The sequence below is a fragment of the Amycolatopsis sp. lyj-84 genome (assembly GCF_046549075.1).
GTDB lineage: Bacteria > Actinomycetota > Actinomycetes > Mycobacteriales > Pseudonocardiaceae > Amycolatopsis.
In genome coordinates this window covers 269,640-283,071 of record NZ_JAJPWO010000005.1, presented here as the reverse complement: position 1 = coordinate 283,071, position 13,432 = coordinate 269,640, and the positions used below count along the sequence as shown (strand labels likewise).

The window sequence follows — 13,432 nt, the reverse complement described above, 5'->3', positions numbered from 1 at the left end:
CATGCTGGGAGCGCGACCGTCCGGCGCGCTCAGTCCACGATCGCGGCGATCTCCCACAACCCCAGGGACTTGTCGGCGTAGGCGCCGTTCTCTTCGGTACATCCCTCGACCAGTACCGCCAGCGGCTCGGGGAATCCGAACGGTTCCCGGCACAGGTTCAACGGCCGCCAGTCGCCGGTCGCGATGTCGGTGTTGGCGCCCAGTTCGGTGAAAGTAGTGGTGAGGAGGTACCGGGAGCCGCTCCGCCGAAGGTTGCGCAGTGCGCGCTCGATGTCGGCGAAACTCAGGTGGACCAGACAATCCCGGCACAGCACCAGATCCGCCGAGGGCAGCGGATCGCCGGTCAGGTCGAGCACCCGGAACTCCCGCACCGGGTCGTCCCGGAACCGCGCGGCGTTCAGCTCGACCAGTTCCGCGACGATGTCGGCACCGATGTAGCGCTCGAGATCGAGATCCACCTCACTGAGCCAGCCGAAGTCCCCGCACGGCAGATCGAGCATCGTGCGCACTCCGAAACGGTCGAGCAGACCCGGTAACCGGTCGTGCAGCTGCCTGGTCTGAACCTCCTCGGAACCAGGTCCGGAGACCGAGCCGGAACTCCACAGCCTGGATCGGAAGATGTAGGTGAAGCGGTCCTGGTTCTCCATGCTTTCGAGCTCTTCGGCGACTCGCCGGTAGTTGCGCTGCGCAGTGGTGATCGGCCGTTCGTCCACGCCGCTCATCATAGATCGCTAGGGTTGTTCGGGAGCCAAGGCGAATCCAGGGGGCTGCGGATGATCGGGTGGGACACCGAAAGAGACCGCTTGCTGAGGGCGAATGCCGGCGATCTGGCCAGGACGGCGTTGACGAACGTCGTACGCGAGTATCCGCACCACGAAAGTCACTGGCACTTCGAAGGCGTGACCATCCCTGCCCCGCGACTGTCGCACCCGTGTTTCTACGGCAGTTTCGACTGGCATTCCTGTGTGGAGATGTTCTGGGTGCTGGTTCGCCTGCTGCGTCATCACCCCGAGCTCGTACCGGCCGCGGAGATCCGCGCCACGCTCGACGAGCATCTGACCACCCAGGCACTCGACGGCGAGGTCGCGTTCTTCTCCCCCGAGGAACACCGCACCACCCAGCGCCCGTACGGCTGGTCCGCGCTGCTGGAACTCACTTTCGAGATCGCCACCTGGGAAGACCCGGACGCCGTGCGCTGGTCGACTGCCCTGCAAGAGTTGAGCGAGGTCTTCGTCACCCGCTACCTCGACTGGTTGCCGCGAGCCGCCTATCCCATCCGGTACGGCATACACGAAAACGGCGCGTTCGGACTGTCCCGCGCCCTGCCTTACGCCCGCCACCTCGCGGACGACGGTGACCCCCGGCTGCACCAGGCGATCACCGAGACCGCCTGGCGGTGGTTCGGATCCGACCGCGACTATCCCTGCGCCTGGGAACCCTCCGGAGCCGACTTCCTGTCCCCCGCCCTGGCCGAAGCCGAACTCCTCTCCCGTCTGCTCCCCGCGCCCGAGTTCGCCGGGTGGCTGCACGGTTTCCTTCCCGGCCTCGCCGACCGGACACCCGCGACGCTCTTCACCCCGGCGACCGTGTCCGATCCCTCCGACGGGCAGATCGCCCACCTGCACGGCCTCAACCTGCATCGCGCCTGGTGCTGGGACCGCCTCGCCCAGGCCCTGCCCGACGGCGACGCCAGGATCACCGCCATGGTGGACGCCGCACGCGACCACACACAGGCGTCGCTCCCGCAGACCACCGGCGGCTCGTACATGGTCGAGCACTTCCTTGCCTACTACGCACTTCTCCTGCTCAGCTGAGCGAATCGAGCCGACAATGACCTGGTCGATGGCGAAAACCACCACCGGCGCCGAACGTCGTCTGCTCGAGTACATGCTCGACCGCAACCGGGCCGAGGTCGTCGGCGTGGTGCGCGGCCTGTCCGAAGCCGACGCCCGCAGCCGTCTCGTCACCTCCATGACCACGCCGATCGGCTTGCTCAAACACGCCGCGGTCGCCGAACGAATCTGGTTCCAGCACGTCCTCGCGGGCCTGCCCGAGGACGAATGTGACGGCGGCACGACGCCGGGCGACGCCAGTTTCGTCGTCGCCGACAACGAGACACTGGACGAGGTGATCACCGAGTTCGAGCGCGCCAGTGAGCGCTCCCGGGCGATCGCCGCCGATTTCGACCTCGACGTCGTCAAGACGCATCCCCGCGCCGGTGACGTCAGCTTGCGGTTCATCTACCTGCTCCTGATCGAGGACTTCGCGCGGCACGCCGGGCACGGCGACATCCTGCGCGAGCAGATCGAGGCGTTCAGTAGGCGGTGAGACCGCCGTCGACGACGAGCTCGGTCCCGGTGACGAACGAGGATTCGTCACCGGCCAGGAAGAGCATCACGGATGCGACCTCGGCAGGGAAACCCGCGCGGCGCATGGGAGTGCGCGCGATGTCCGGTTGCCGGTCGCCCTGCTCGTCGAGGAGGTCCTGGATCATCGGGGTGGCGATGACCCCGGGGTGCACCGAGTTGATCCGGACACCACGGGTCGCGTATTCGACGGCGGCGGTCTTGCTCAGCAGCCGCACCGCTCCTTTGGACGCCTGGTACGCGGCGGCGGCGCCGCTGCCCACCAGCCCGAGCACCGAGGAGGTGTTGATGATCGAGGCGTTGCCGGAAGCGCGCAGCAGCGGCATGGCGGTCTTCATCCCGAGCCAGGTACCGGTCTGGTTGACCGCGATCACCCGTTCCCAGGAATCCTGCGTGGTGTCCTCGATCCCGGGCCAGTCCACGACGCCGGCGAGGTTGACCAGGATGTCGAGCCTGCCGAAACGCTGCCCGGTCAGCTGGACGACCTCGCTCCAGTTCTCGGGCGACGAGACGTCCAAACCGGCCGCCAGCACCTCCGCGCCTTCCGCGATCAGGCGTTCGGCAAGCTCTTCCGTGGCGTCCTTGACGAGGTCGGTGACGATCAGGCGCGCGCCTTCGCGGGCGAACAGTTCGGCGGTGGCTTGTCCGATACCGCCGGTCGCGCCGGTGATCAACGCGACCTTGCCGTCCAGCCGTCCAGGCGGGTCTTCTCTTCCGGCGGACTCTCGATAAAGGACGAGATGCTCGTGATAGAGCACGCCGTCGCGGATGTCGCCCGTCGCGGTGAAGCCGGTGTCGTCCACGTAGTCGAGATGGTTGCCGGTCACCGTGTAGCGCCCGGTGTAGGCGCTGCGCCGCTCACCGCGCGCTTCGTCGTAGCGTCCGTCGGCGCGGAGCTCTTGCCGGATGTGCCCGTCCGCGGTGACCCACATGCCGACCACGTCAGTATCGCTAGTCATACCGATCAGCGTCGACGACGGCGAAAGCCGATGGCAGGACACGTGGTGCCTGGGTGTGCCACACCCAGGCACCACGACAAGCGGCGACCTACCCTGGCTCCATGGGCACTGGCGAACTGGGAACGTTCCTGCGCGCACGCCGCGCGGGGCGGACCCCCGAAGACGCGGGCGTGCGCTATTCCGGCAGGCGCCGGGTGCCCGGACTGCGCCGCGAAGAAGTCGCCGTGCTCGCCGGGGTGAACGCCGACTACTACACCCGCCTGGAGCAGGGCCGCGAAACCCGTCCGTCGCCGCAAGTGCTCGACGCTCTCTGCCGCGCCTTGGATCTCGACCCCGACTCCCGCGAGCATCTCTACCGGCTGGCCGGGGCGACACCGGACGGCGCACCCGCGCCGGTGCGTCGGACCGTCAGCCCCGAACTGCGGCAGCTCATGGACGGCTACTCGAACACCCCCGCCTTCGTGCTCGACCGCGTCCTGGACGTACTGGCCACCAACACCCTCGCCGACGCGCTGTTCTCACCGTTCCGCGCGGTGGACAACCTCGCCAGGATGACCTTTCTCGACCCCGCGGCACGACGGTTCTACGCGCGGTGGGACTGGACCGCGCAGGCCACCGTGGCAAATCTGCGGGTGGCCGCGGGCTTCGACGCGCAGGACTCCGGTCTGCGGGATCTGGTGGCCGAACTCGGCGAAGGCAGCGCGCTCTTCCGCGAATTGTGGGAGACCCATCAGGTGCGCGGCAAAACGCGCGAACCCAAACATCTCGTGCACCCCGACGTCGGCCCGCTGACCCTCACCTATCAGGCTTTCGACGTCCGCAGTGTTCCCGGCCAGCAATTGATCATCTACCACGCCGAACCCGCCACCCCCAGCGCCCGGGCTCTCGCGCTGCTGAGCAGCCTTCACGCCACGGAACGCCGCGAGCGGACGGCCGACGACGACCTGTCCGGAGTGTGACCACCCGATCAGAGCAGTCACTCGCTGTTCGTGAGCCAGGTGAGGCGACGAAAGGCAGCCAGCTACCTGTTCGGGTGAACTCACCGTGAGCGCGAATGCTCGATTCCCGTCGGTTTTGGCTGAAGTTGACCGTACCCGGCAGTTGCGATCAGCATCTTTCACTCCCGCGGAACCGGTGTGTGCAACGTCGTCGGCATGGTTCTCCACCTGCGGAGATCACTGCGTCGGCGCAAGTCGCGGTGACCAGGCACGGCGCCGAGAAGACAGGCCGCCGGGCTGCCGAGTCCGGTTGACGGCTCTGGTCCATTCGATGCCGCCGACTACTTTGAGTAGCTTCAGGAGTCACTCGGACCGCTGAGCGACGCGTGCATACCGTTCAGCGCGACACACGCTGTACTACTGAACGGTCACAGACTGCTTTCGACAAGATGTCTTCAGCTGCACCGAGTGAAGACCCGGTAACGCACGCGTGGCCCCCTGCTGTAACAGGAGGCCACGCGGATGTCCCAATCGCCCGCTCGCTAGAACAAGGACAGGACAGCCGTGACCCTACAGCCTGAGAACGCGAAGGCACCAGACAGCGACCCGCCCCAACGGGTCAAAGTTGTCATAGAGCACATCGAAAAGCCGCCGCCTCGGGTCGCCACCTCCGCGGAAATGATCCGCGCGGCGCGACCTCTCCTGAGGAGCCCGGGTCGCCACCGCAAAGTGCAGGCTCGCGACAGCTGGCTTTGCCTGGCGATGGCGGTCCTCGCCGGCTGGGCTCCGACACTGCGGATGTGCCTCCTCCTGACGATCGGCGGCGGAATCATCGTCGGTCTCGTCAAGATCAGCACACCGGAGATCGGTGCGTCGGCAGGGACCTGTGTCGGTCTCCTGACTCTCTTCGGCGCCTGGATTGTCAAAGCCCGCCAAGGTAAACAGCGCCGGGAACCGAGCTTGTAGCCCGATTCGCCCCGTGTCGGCCGGATTGTCGGCACGGGGCCCGCGATTCCGCCGCATTGTTGGAAAATCTCCCCGCCTGCCCGGCGTCCTCCGGTTAAATGATCGCGAAGTCCCTGACATGTGAGGAGATCTCGTGCGGAGAGCTAGAAGACTGGGGGCCCTGGCCGTTTCGGTGCTGGCAGCGACCACAGCACTGGGCAGCCCGGCGTTGGCCGACACCGTGCAGTCGTTCCACACCTCGCTCGACCCCGCCACGGTGCGGGAGTCGGTGCGCTACCTGGTCGAGACCTACCAGGTGAACGAGCGGGAGGCGTTGCGCCGTCTGGAGTTGCAGACCGACGGCGTCAAACTGGACGAGTTGCTGCGACGTGATCGCGGCGCCGAATACGGGGGCATGTGGCTCGACCAGGGCAAGGGCCAGCTGGTCGTGGCCATGACCGAACCCGCCAGGGCCGAGCCGTATCTCAAGGCGATGCCCGCCAGGGCCGATGTCCGCACACAACGGGTCCAGCACTCGTTGCAGCAGCTCACGGCGGCGAAGGAACGCGTCGCGGCCAAGGTCGGCGCGGGACCGGAAGCGGTCTACCTGCCGTCGGTGAGTGAGTCCGAGAACCGCGTCGTGCTGTGGGAACGCTCCTGGGTGGCTCAGGAGAAGGTGGCCATGCGTGCCGCCGGCGACGTCGTGACCGCCGAAGTGAATACCGCCCGCCAGGCCGCGGCGGCGGAATCCGGCGTGGTCGTTTCCCGCGTCCTGGCGAACCCGAACGCGCTGGCCACGCCTAACGTGGACCTGGGTTTCTGTCATCCGCTCTACTGCACCAACTACGGCCCCATGCGTGGCGGTATCCGGTTGGACATGAAGCGGGACGACGGCACCTGGGGCGGCTGCACCAGCGGCTTCAACCTGCGGTCCACCGGCGGCGGTTTCCCCGGCAAGGGCTGGGTTCTCACCGCGGGGCACTGCATGAGGACGAAGACCAACAACACGCCCACCCAGCACAACGGCAATGCCGTGCTGCAGCAGCACGGCATCGAGAAGAGCTCGTATCCGTACGACTACGCGGCTCTGCCGTACGTCGACAACGCGGCGGCCACGAAGTGGCTCGAAGGCCAGACCGGTCGTAACCGGGTGCTCAAGTACTGCCGCAACGGTGGCATGGACAGCAACGGTGACACCCCGTGCGGTGCGCAGGCCACCTCGGTGGACGAATACATCACCGGCACCCGCAAGCTCGCCGAGATCAAGGCCGGGTGGGTCGTCTGCGCCAGCGGGACGGCGTCCAGCGCGGTGAACTACCCGGATTCCGTCGACAGTGGCGCGGGCGCCGGCTACCTCGTCGGAACCCGCTGCGGCCGTGTCCTCTCCACGGACGTCGGCATCAACACCGACCTCTGCGCCCGGCCGGGCGACAGCGGCGGACCGCTGTTCAGCCAGGCCGATCACGCGGCACTGGGCATCCTGATCGGCAACCAGCAGTCCCGGTCCGGCCCCTGCCAGGCGGGCGAACTGAACAACTACGCACCGATCGAGACGATCACCACCGATCTCAGCGAGCGGATCGCCAGCCAGGGCTCGAAGTTCGCGGTCATCACTACCTCGAACGGCTGATCTCCAAGTACGTGAAGGCCCCCTTCACCGCGTCTAGCGCAGTGAAGGGGGCCTTCACGTATTCACACCCGGTCGGTCAACTGATCAGCAGCGGACCTTCGTACCGCAACGTGTCGCCCTCGCCGTACACCCGGACCGTCAACTCCGGCGGCTCCCACGGCGCGAACACCTCGTCCATGTTCTGGGGCGCCGGCCCCAGGTCCACATCGACGGCGAAGGTGTGGGCCACGATGTCGGCCGGGACGACCATGCCGTCCGTGTCGGCCACCTCCAGCCGGGTCACGCCGGCATCGATCGCGCCGAGCACGCCCGGCCGCGAGCTCCACACCGCGAACCCTCGCTCGGTGGTGTCGTTCCCGTACCCGGTGCTCATGATGTTGAACAGCGTGCGCTCTCCCTCACGGAAGACGCACTCCGCCTCGACACCCGACTCGTTGTAGGCCAGCAACCGCCCGCTCGCGGTGTCCGGCCCGAGCCTGGCCCCGGCGTGCCACCCCGCGTGTGACACCGCCTCCGCCGACCCCTCGGTCTCCGCCGCCCGGTAAAGCTCGGTGAAGGCCGTCAGTTCCTCGATCCACTTCGCGACTACTTCATCCCTTGGTGGGGCCACTACGCGTGCGCCCTCCTCTCTGACTGTCCACAATGGTCATTACCGAGGTTGACATACGCGGATGCCGATCGCATCGGGGTTTCCCCGGAGATCACCCGGGCCGCTGCACGGTTCCGTGCAACCGACGGCGAACCGCCCGGTGCTCACGCAGACGCCATCGAGCGGGCACGGAACGTGGACGTTCGGGGCCCTGGGGAACAGCCGATTGCGCCGAGTAGAGCAATCTCGCGGATTCGCCGTCATGGGGTTTCCCATCGCACGTCGGAGTGTCGCCGGGACAAACCCGGCGGCACTCCGACGCAGAGGGGCAAGGCTGATGACCGCGCAGCGCACGATCACGGACGAGATCGGCGAAATCGGTGTCTGGCTGATGGGCGAGTTCGGCGGCCGCGTGCCCGCTGCCGTGATCAGCCGCGTGCTCAACGCGAGCAGGCGCGACCTCGAGGGCCGCATCGACCCTGAGGAACTGGGCGAGATGTTCCATACCCTCTGCCGGTTCCGGCTTCAGCGGATCTTGGCGTCGGACCAGCGGATCACGATCAAGATCCCCGCGCCTGCGTCTCGTGAGTGGTAAAGACGGTTCTAACCGTCTTTGCCACTCACGAGTTCGGCACGGTGACGGTCTTGAGCTCCACGTACTGGGCAAGGCCGGCGGCACCGTATTCACGGCCGACGCCGCTGGCCTTGAACCCGCCGAACGGGCCGTCGAAGCCGATCGGCGCCCCGTTGACGGTGACCGTCCCGGTGCGCATCCGCCGGGCGACCGCGAGCGCGCGCTCTTCGTCGGCTGACCAGACACCGCCGGAAAGCCCGTACTCGGAGTCGTTCGCGATGCGGATCGCGTCGTCCTCGTCGTCGTAGGGCAGGACGACCAGGACCGGCCCGAAAATCTCCTCCTGGGCGATCCGCATCGCGCTGTCGACGTCGGCGAACAACGTCGGCGTGACGTAGTTGCCCTTCTCGAGGCCGTCCGGGATCTCGGGACCTCCGGTGACCAGCCGCGCGCCCTCGGCGACGCCGATCTCGATGTAGTCGCGCACCCGTTGCTGCTGGCCGGGCCGCACCATCGGGCCGATGAAGGTCTTCTCGTCGGCCGGGTCGCCGACGACGAGAGACTCCATCATCTCCTTGAGTCCGTCGACGACCTCGTCGTACCGGCTACGGGGCGCGAGGATCCGCGTCTGCGCGATGCACGCCTCGCCGTTGTTGAGCAGCGACCCGAACTTCAGCCCGGCGATCGCGTCCTCCAGCACGGCGCCAGGCAGGATCACGGCCGCGGATTTGCCGCCTAGTTCCAGGCTGACCCGCTTGAGTTGCGCACCTGCCAGCGACGCGATCCGGCGCCCCGCAGCGGTCGAGCCGGTGAACGCGATCTTGTCGACTCCGGGGTGTTTCACCAGGTACTCGCTGGTCTCGCGGTCCGCAGGCAGCACGCTGATCACCCCGGACGGCAGCCCGGCCTCCGCCAGCAGGTCCGCGAGCAGGCTCATGCTGAGCGAGTTCTCCGGCGAGGCCTTGAGGACGACCGTGTTCCCCGCGAGCAGCGCCGGGACGATCTTGGCCATCGACGCCGAGAACGGTGAGTTCCACGGGATGATCGCGGCCACCACGCCGATCGGTTCCCGGCGCACGATCGAACGGAACGGCGCGGACGGGTCCGAGGGCGTGAGCGTCTCCTCCCAGCCGAACTCCTCGGCCGCCTTCAGGTACGAGACGGCCAGCCGTCCCACTCCGGGTTGCCCGGCCCGCGTGAACCACAGGGCCGAGCCGTTCTCGGCCGAGATCAGCTCGGCGATCTCGTCAGCGCGGGCCTCCCTCAAGGCGTTGAGCTGCCGAAGAACCGCGATCCGTTCCTCCGGCAGGGTCCGCGGCCACGGTCCTTCGTCGAAAGCGGTCCTGGCCGCGGCGACGGCACGGTCGATGTCGGCGGGAAGGGCTTGGACGACGCGCCCCAGCACGGACTGGTCGTGAGGGGACACGATGTCCAGCGGCGCCGGATCGCTCGGCGTCGTCCATTCGCCTCCGATGAAGAGCTTGTCGTTCGTGATCACCGTTCCACCTTCCTTAACTGTCACATCAACGTAGCACTTATGGCAGTTAACGACACAGGTGTGTGATACATTCCCGAACGTGAGAGCTGATGCGGCGCGCAATCTCGAAGCGGTCCTGACCACGGGCGCGCGGATGCTGGCGAGCGACCCATCGACGAGCATCGGCGCGATCGCCGCCGAAGCCGGAGTAGACCGGCGCACCGTCTATCGGCGCTTCGCCTCCCGTGAAGACCTTTTGGCGGCCATCTACGACTCCCGGCTGACCGCGGTCGAAGAGGTGGTCCGCGGCGCCCGGCTCACCGAGTCGGCGGTCCCCGTGGCTCTGCACCGTTACGTCGAAGGCATCATCGAGGTCAACCGCGCCTGGCCGGTCGAGCTGACCCGGATGCGCACCGAACCGTCCATCCAGGAGCGTCGAAGCCGGCTCACCGCCGACGTGGACTCGTTCCTCCGGCGCGCCACCGACGAGGGGTTCCTCCGAGCGGACGTCCCGGACGGCTGGGCGAGCCGCCTGCTGATCCAGCTCCTCCATCTCGCCTCGCGCGAGGACCTGGACGCCCCGCGCGCCGCAGACCTCCTCGTCGGGACGTTTCTGGACGGTGTCGGCATCCACTAAGAACTTCGTCACCCTGTGCCCCACATGGAGCGGCGACGTCACGCAGGGTGTGCGAAAGTGACGTCATGGCCGCCACGCGCAGACGATTCCCCGTGTCCTGGACCACCGTCACCCCGGTCCTCGCCATCGTCGTCTTGGCTCTGAGCTGGGGCCGCGATCTGGGCCCGGTGCCGGTGGCCATCGTCGCGCTCGCCCTGGGCGCGACGGTGCTGGCCGCGGTGCATCACGCCGAAGTGGTCGCGCACCGCGTCGGCGAACCCTTCGGCTCGTTGGTGCTGGCGATCGCGGTCACGGTCATCGAGGTCGCGCTGATCGTCACGATGATGTCCTCGGGCGGCCCCGAGGCTGGGACGCTGGCCCGCGACACGGTGTTCGCCGCGGTGATGATCACCACGAACGGCATCGTCGGCATCTCGGTCATGGTGGGTGCCCGCCGCTACGGCGAGACGCACTTCAACCCGGAGGGCAGTGGCGGCGCCCTCGCCACCGTGGCCACCCTCGCCGCCGTGACCCTCGTGCTGCCGACGTTCACCTTCAGCACCCCAGGGCCTGCTTTCAGCAGCACGCAGCTCACGTTCGCCGCCGTCGCGTCGCTGCTTCTCTACGGCCTCTTCGTGCTCACCCAGACCGTGCGCCACCGTGACTTCTTCCTGCCGGTCGACACCGACGGCACCGTCAAGGAGGAAGAGCACGCCGAGCCGCCGACCAACAAGGCCGCGCTGACCAGCCTCGGACTGCTGCTGGTCGCGCTGGTCGCCGTCGTCGGTCTCGCGAAGGTCGAGTCCCCCGCCATCGAGGCCGGAGTCAGCGCGGCCGGTTTCCCGCAGTCGTTCGTCGGTGTCGTCATCGCGCTGCTGGTGCTGCTGCCCGAAACCCTCGCCGCGACGCGGGCCGCCCGGCGCGACCGGATGCAGACCAGCCTCAACCTCGCCTACGGTTCGGCGATCGCGAGCATCGGGCTCACCATCCCGACCATCGCGCTGGCGTCGATCTGGCTGGACGGGCCGCTGTTGCTGGGTCTCGGCGCGACCCACATCGTGCTGCTCGCGCTGACGATCGCGGTCAGCGTGCTCACCGTCGTCCCCGGCCGCGCGACCCGGTTGCAGGGCGGTGTGCACCTGGTGCTGCTGGCCTCGTTCCTGGTCCTCGCCGTCAACCCGTGACGCGAGTCCTCTTCGGACGGTGTTCTGTCGGTGGTCACGGGTAATCTCTGCCCCGTGAACGCTCGGGACCGCATCCAAGAACTCGCCGATCAGATCGTCGTCCTTCGCGACGCCTACTACCGGGGCTCGCCGAAGGTGGCCGATGCCGACTACGACGCGGTCGAGGACGAGCTGCGGGGGCTCATCGAGGCCAACCCCGGGCTGGCCCCCGATCCGAATCCGCTGGATCAGGTCGGCGCGCCCGCCGTGCTGCACGCGCCCATCCGGCACTCGCGCCCGATGTTGTCGCTGGAGAAGGCGACCAAACCCGAGCAGGTCGCGGCGTTCTTCACCCGTTTTCCCGGTCAGTCGGTGGTCGTCATGCCGAAGCTGGACGGCCTGTCGCTGGCCCTGGTCTACGAGAACGGGCGGCTCGCGCGGGCGATCACCCGGGGCGACGGCACCACCGGTGACGACGTGACCCCGCTGGTGCGGGCGCTGACCGACGGCGTCCCGGAGAAGGTCGACGCCCCCGGACGGGTCGAGGTGCGCGGCGAGGCCGTCATGCTGCGGTCCACCTTCGCCGCGTACAACAAGGTGCATCCGGACAAGCCGCTGATCAACCCGCGCAACGCCGCCGCGGGAACGCTGCGCGCCAAGGACGCGGCCACCGTCTCCGAGCGGCGCCTGCGGTTCTTCGCGTTCGACCTGTCCACCGAACCCGACAGCGCGGAAACCGATCTGGACGGCGCGCTGCGGACGCTCGGCTTCACCGCCGCCGACATGCGGCACTGCGAAGACGCGGAAGCGGCGCAAGCCGTCATCGCGACCATCGAGGAGCAGCGCAACGACCTCGACTACGACCTCGACGGCGCCGTGCTGCGCCTGGCGGATCGCGACGCGTACGCGGCCGCCGGGACCCGGTCCAGTTCACCCCGCGGCGCGCTGGCGTTCAAGTTCGCCGCCGAGGAGAAGACCACCGTGCTCGCCGACGTGGTCTGGGATGTCGGCAAGACCGGCAAGATCGCTCCCGTGGCGTGGCTGGAGCCGGTGTTCGTCGGCGGGACCACCGTCACCAGGGCGACACTGGCCAACCAGGAGGTCATCCGCGCCCGCGGCATCAAGATCGGCGACACCGTGCTGGTACGCCGCGCAGGTGACGTGATCCCGTTCGTGGCGGGTGTCTTGGACGCCTCCAAGCGCACCGGTGAGGAACGCGAGATCGTGCCGCCGTCGGTGTGCCCGTCGTGCGAAGAACCGTTGACCGAACAGGGCAACAGCCGGGAACTGTTCTGCACCAACGTCGCCTGCCCCGCGCAGACCGTCCGCCGTCTGATCCACTGGGCTTCGCGAGCGGCCGCGGACATCGACGCGATCGGCGGGGTCTGGATCGAGCGGCTCGCCGAAGCCGGGATTCTCGAACACCCGTCGGACTTCTACCGGCTCACCAAGGAAACGCTGCTGGAATTCGACCGTATCGGTGACATCTCCGCCACCCGCATGATCGAATCGATCGACGCGAGCCGCGCCGTCGGCCTGCGCCGGGCGCTGATCGGGCTGGCGATTCCGATGGCTTCCGAGGGCATCGCCGCGCGACTGTGCCGGGCGGGGTTCGGTTCGTTGGAGGACGTCGCCGCCGCGGGCGAAGAAGGCCTCGTCGCCGTGGACGACATCGGCCCGAAGGTCGCCGCGTCCCTGATCGAGCACCTCACGCGGTTGCGCCCCGAACTCGAGCGGCTGCGGGAGGTCGGTGTCTCACTGGACGTGCGCGAGGAGGACCTCCCGCCGGTCGTCGTGGCCGGTGCGCCGCTCGAAGGCAAGACGGTCGTGATCACCGGGTCGATCAGCGACCCCCGTTCCGGTGAAAAGGTGCCGCGCCCGACCTTCCAGCGGTTGTGCGAGAAGGCGGGCGCGACCACCGCGACGTCGGTCTCGGCGAACACCGACATGCTCATCACCGGTGCCGACGTCGGGGCGAGCAAGATCACCAAGGCCGAGAAGCTCGAAGTCGAGGTCGTGGACCAGGGTGTGATCTGGCAGCAGCTGATCGCCGCGGGCGTCGTCTAGGCGTAGATCTCGTGAGCAGTGTCGCGAAAGCGCCGCTTGAAGTACGTGATGGCCCCCTTCCTTGCGTCTAGCGCAAGGAAGGGGGCCATCACGTACTTGGGAAAGGCG

At 67.9% G+C, this 13,432-nt stretch carries 13 protein-coding genes and 1 pseudogene; 9 read left to right on the top strand and 5 right to left on the bottom strand.

Annotated elements, in window-relative coordinates; all coding sequences use genetic code 11:
• Nucleotides 1–29 precede the first annotated feature (29 nt).
• A complete protein-coding gene (locus tag ACLJRM_RS18255) occupies nt 30–722 on the bottom strand; it encodes a class I SAM-dependent methyltransferase (RefSeq protein WP_410663690.1) in 693 nt (230 codons plus the stop codon).
• An 81-nt stretch (nt 723–803) separates the two neighbouring features.
• Here ACLJRM_RS18255 and ACLJRM_RS18250 point away from each other — a divergent pair, with 81 nt between their 5' ends.
• Both ACLJRM_RS18250 and ACLJRM_RS18245 read left to right on the top strand, forming a co-directional pair.
• A complete protein-coding gene (locus ACLJRM_RS18250; protein ID WP_410663689.1) occupies nt 804–1,814 on the top strand; it encodes a DUF2891 domain-containing protein in 1,011 nt (336 codons plus the stop codon).
• A 28-nt stretch (nt 1,815–1,842) separates the two neighbouring features.
• On the top strand, nt 1,843–2,328 hold the full coding sequence (locus ACLJRM_RS18245) for a DinB family protein (protein WP_410663688.1): 486 nt from the start codon (nt 1,843–1,845) through the stop codon (nt 2,326–2,328).
• On the opposite strand, the gene ACLJRM_RS18240 is transcribed toward ACLJRM_RS18245, so the two are convergent.
• Nucleotides 2,315–3,058, bottom strand: coding sequence for an SDR family NAD(P)-dependent oxidoreductase (locus tag ACLJRM_RS18240; protein WP_410663868.1), 744 nt, complete (start codon nt 3,056–3,058; stop codon nt 2,315–2,317). The genes ACLJRM_RS18245 and ACLJRM_RS18240 overlap by 14 nt on opposite strands.
• A gap of 45 nt (nt 3,059–3,103) precedes the next feature.
• Nucleotides 3,104–3,325, bottom strand: a pseudogene (locus tag ACLJRM_RS18235) (Atu4866 domain-containing protein); the annotation flags it as partial.
• A gap of 101 nt (nt 3,326–3,426) precedes the next feature.
• Between ACLJRM_RS18235 and ACLJRM_RS18230 the strand changes: the two are divergent.
• The 3 genes from ACLJRM_RS18230 (at nt 3,427) to ACLJRM_RS18220 (ending at nt 6,838) form a co-directional block, all read left to right on the top strand.
• Nucleotides 3,427–4,284, top strand: coding sequence for a helix-turn-helix transcriptional regulator (locus tag ACLJRM_RS18230; RefSeq protein WP_410663687.1), 858 nt, complete (start codon nt 3,427–3,429; stop codon nt 4,282–4,284).
• A 543-nt stretch (nt 4,285–4,827) separates the two neighbouring features.
• Nucleotides 4,828–5,229: a hypothetical protein gene (locus ACLJRM_RS18225; RefSeq protein ID WP_410663686.1), complete on the top strand. Its 402-nt coding sequence runs from the start codon at nt 4,828–4,830 to the stop codon at nt 5,227–5,229.
• Nucleotides 5,230–5,362: 133 nt separating this feature from the next.
• Entirely contained in the window at nt 5,363–6,838 is a 1,476-nt protein-coding gene (locus ACLJRM_RS18220) for a hypothetical protein (RefSeq protein WP_410663685.1), read from the top strand.
• Nucleotides 6,839–6,914: 76 nt separating this feature from the next.
• Here the strand turns inward: ACLJRM_RS18220 and ACLJRM_RS18215 are convergent, their stop codons facing one another.
• Nucleotides 6,915–7,448: a hypothetical protein gene (locus ACLJRM_RS18215; RefSeq protein ID WP_410663684.1), complete on the bottom strand. Its 534-nt coding sequence runs from the start codon at nt 7,446–7,448 to the stop codon at nt 6,915–6,917.
• A 316-nt stretch (nt 7,449–7,764) separates the two neighbouring features.
• Here ACLJRM_RS18215 and ACLJRM_RS18210 point away from each other — a divergent pair, with 316 nt between their 5' ends.
• Nucleotides 7,765–8,022 (top strand): hypothetical protein, encoded by a 258-nt coding sequence (locus ACLJRM_RS18210; RefSeq protein WP_101607958.1) that lies wholly within the window; start codon nt 7,765–7,767, stop codon nt 8,020–8,022.
• 25 nt (nt 8,023–8,047) lie between these two features.
• On the opposite strand, the gene ACLJRM_RS18205 is transcribed toward ACLJRM_RS18210, so the two are convergent.
• Nucleotides 8,048–9,499: an aldehyde dehydrogenase gene (locus tag ACLJRM_RS18205; protein WP_410663683.1), complete on the bottom strand. Its 1,452-nt coding sequence runs from the start codon at nt 9,497–9,499 to the stop codon at nt 8,048–8,050.
• A 79-nt stretch (nt 9,500–9,578) separates the two neighbouring features.
• Here ACLJRM_RS18205 and ACLJRM_RS18200 point away from each other — a divergent pair, with 79 nt between their 5' ends.
• The 3 genes from ACLJRM_RS18200 to ligA all read left to right on the top strand — a co-directional run bounded on the left by ACLJRM_RS18200 (nt 9,579) and on the right by ligA (nt 13,324).
• Nucleotides 9,579–10,115: a TetR/AcrR family transcriptional regulator gene (locus ACLJRM_RS18200; protein ID WP_168214326.1), complete on the top strand. Its 537-nt coding sequence runs from the start codon at nt 9,579–9,581 to the stop codon at nt 10,113–10,115.
• A 65-nt stretch (nt 10,116–10,180) separates the two neighbouring features.
• The gene (locus tag ACLJRM_RS18195; RefSeq protein ID WP_101607961.1) at nt 10,181–11,278 is read left to right on the top strand and encodes a calcium:proton antiporter; all 1,098 of its coding nucleotides are present in this window, start codon (nt 10,181–10,183) and stop codon (nt 11,276–11,278) included.
• 54 nt (nt 11,279–11,332) lie between these two features.
• Nucleotides 11,333–13,324: an NAD-dependent DNA ligase LigA gene (gene ligA, locus ACLJRM_RS18190; protein ID WP_410663682.1), complete on the top strand. Its 1,992-nt coding sequence runs from the start codon at nt 11,333–11,335 to the stop codon at nt 13,322–13,324.
• Nucleotides 13,325–13,432: the final 108 nt, after the last annotated feature.

What these genes read in the sequence shown, in the direction of transcription:
- ACLJRM_RS18255 (WP_410663690.1), bottom strand. Translation starts at nt 722, where the DNA reads ATGAGCGGCGTGGACGAACGGCCGATCACCACTGCGCAGCGCAACTAC.
- ACLJRM_RS18245 (WP_410663688.1), top strand. Translation starts at nt 1,843, where the DNA reads ATGGCGAAAACCACCACCGGCGCCGAACGTCGTCTGCTCGAGTACATG.
- ACLJRM_RS18230 (WP_410663687.1), top strand. Translation starts at nt 3,427, where the DNA reads ATGGGCACTGGCGAACTGGGAACGTTCCTGCGCGCACGCCGCGCGGGG.
- ACLJRM_RS18210 (WP_101607958.1), top strand. Translation starts at nt 7,765, where the DNA reads ATGACCGCGCAGCGCACGATCACGGACGAGATCGGCGAAATCGGTGTC.
- ACLJRM_RS18195 (WP_101607961.1), top strand. Translation starts at nt 10,181, where the DNA reads ATGGCCGCCACGCGCAGACGATTCCCCGTGTCCTGGACCACCGTCACC.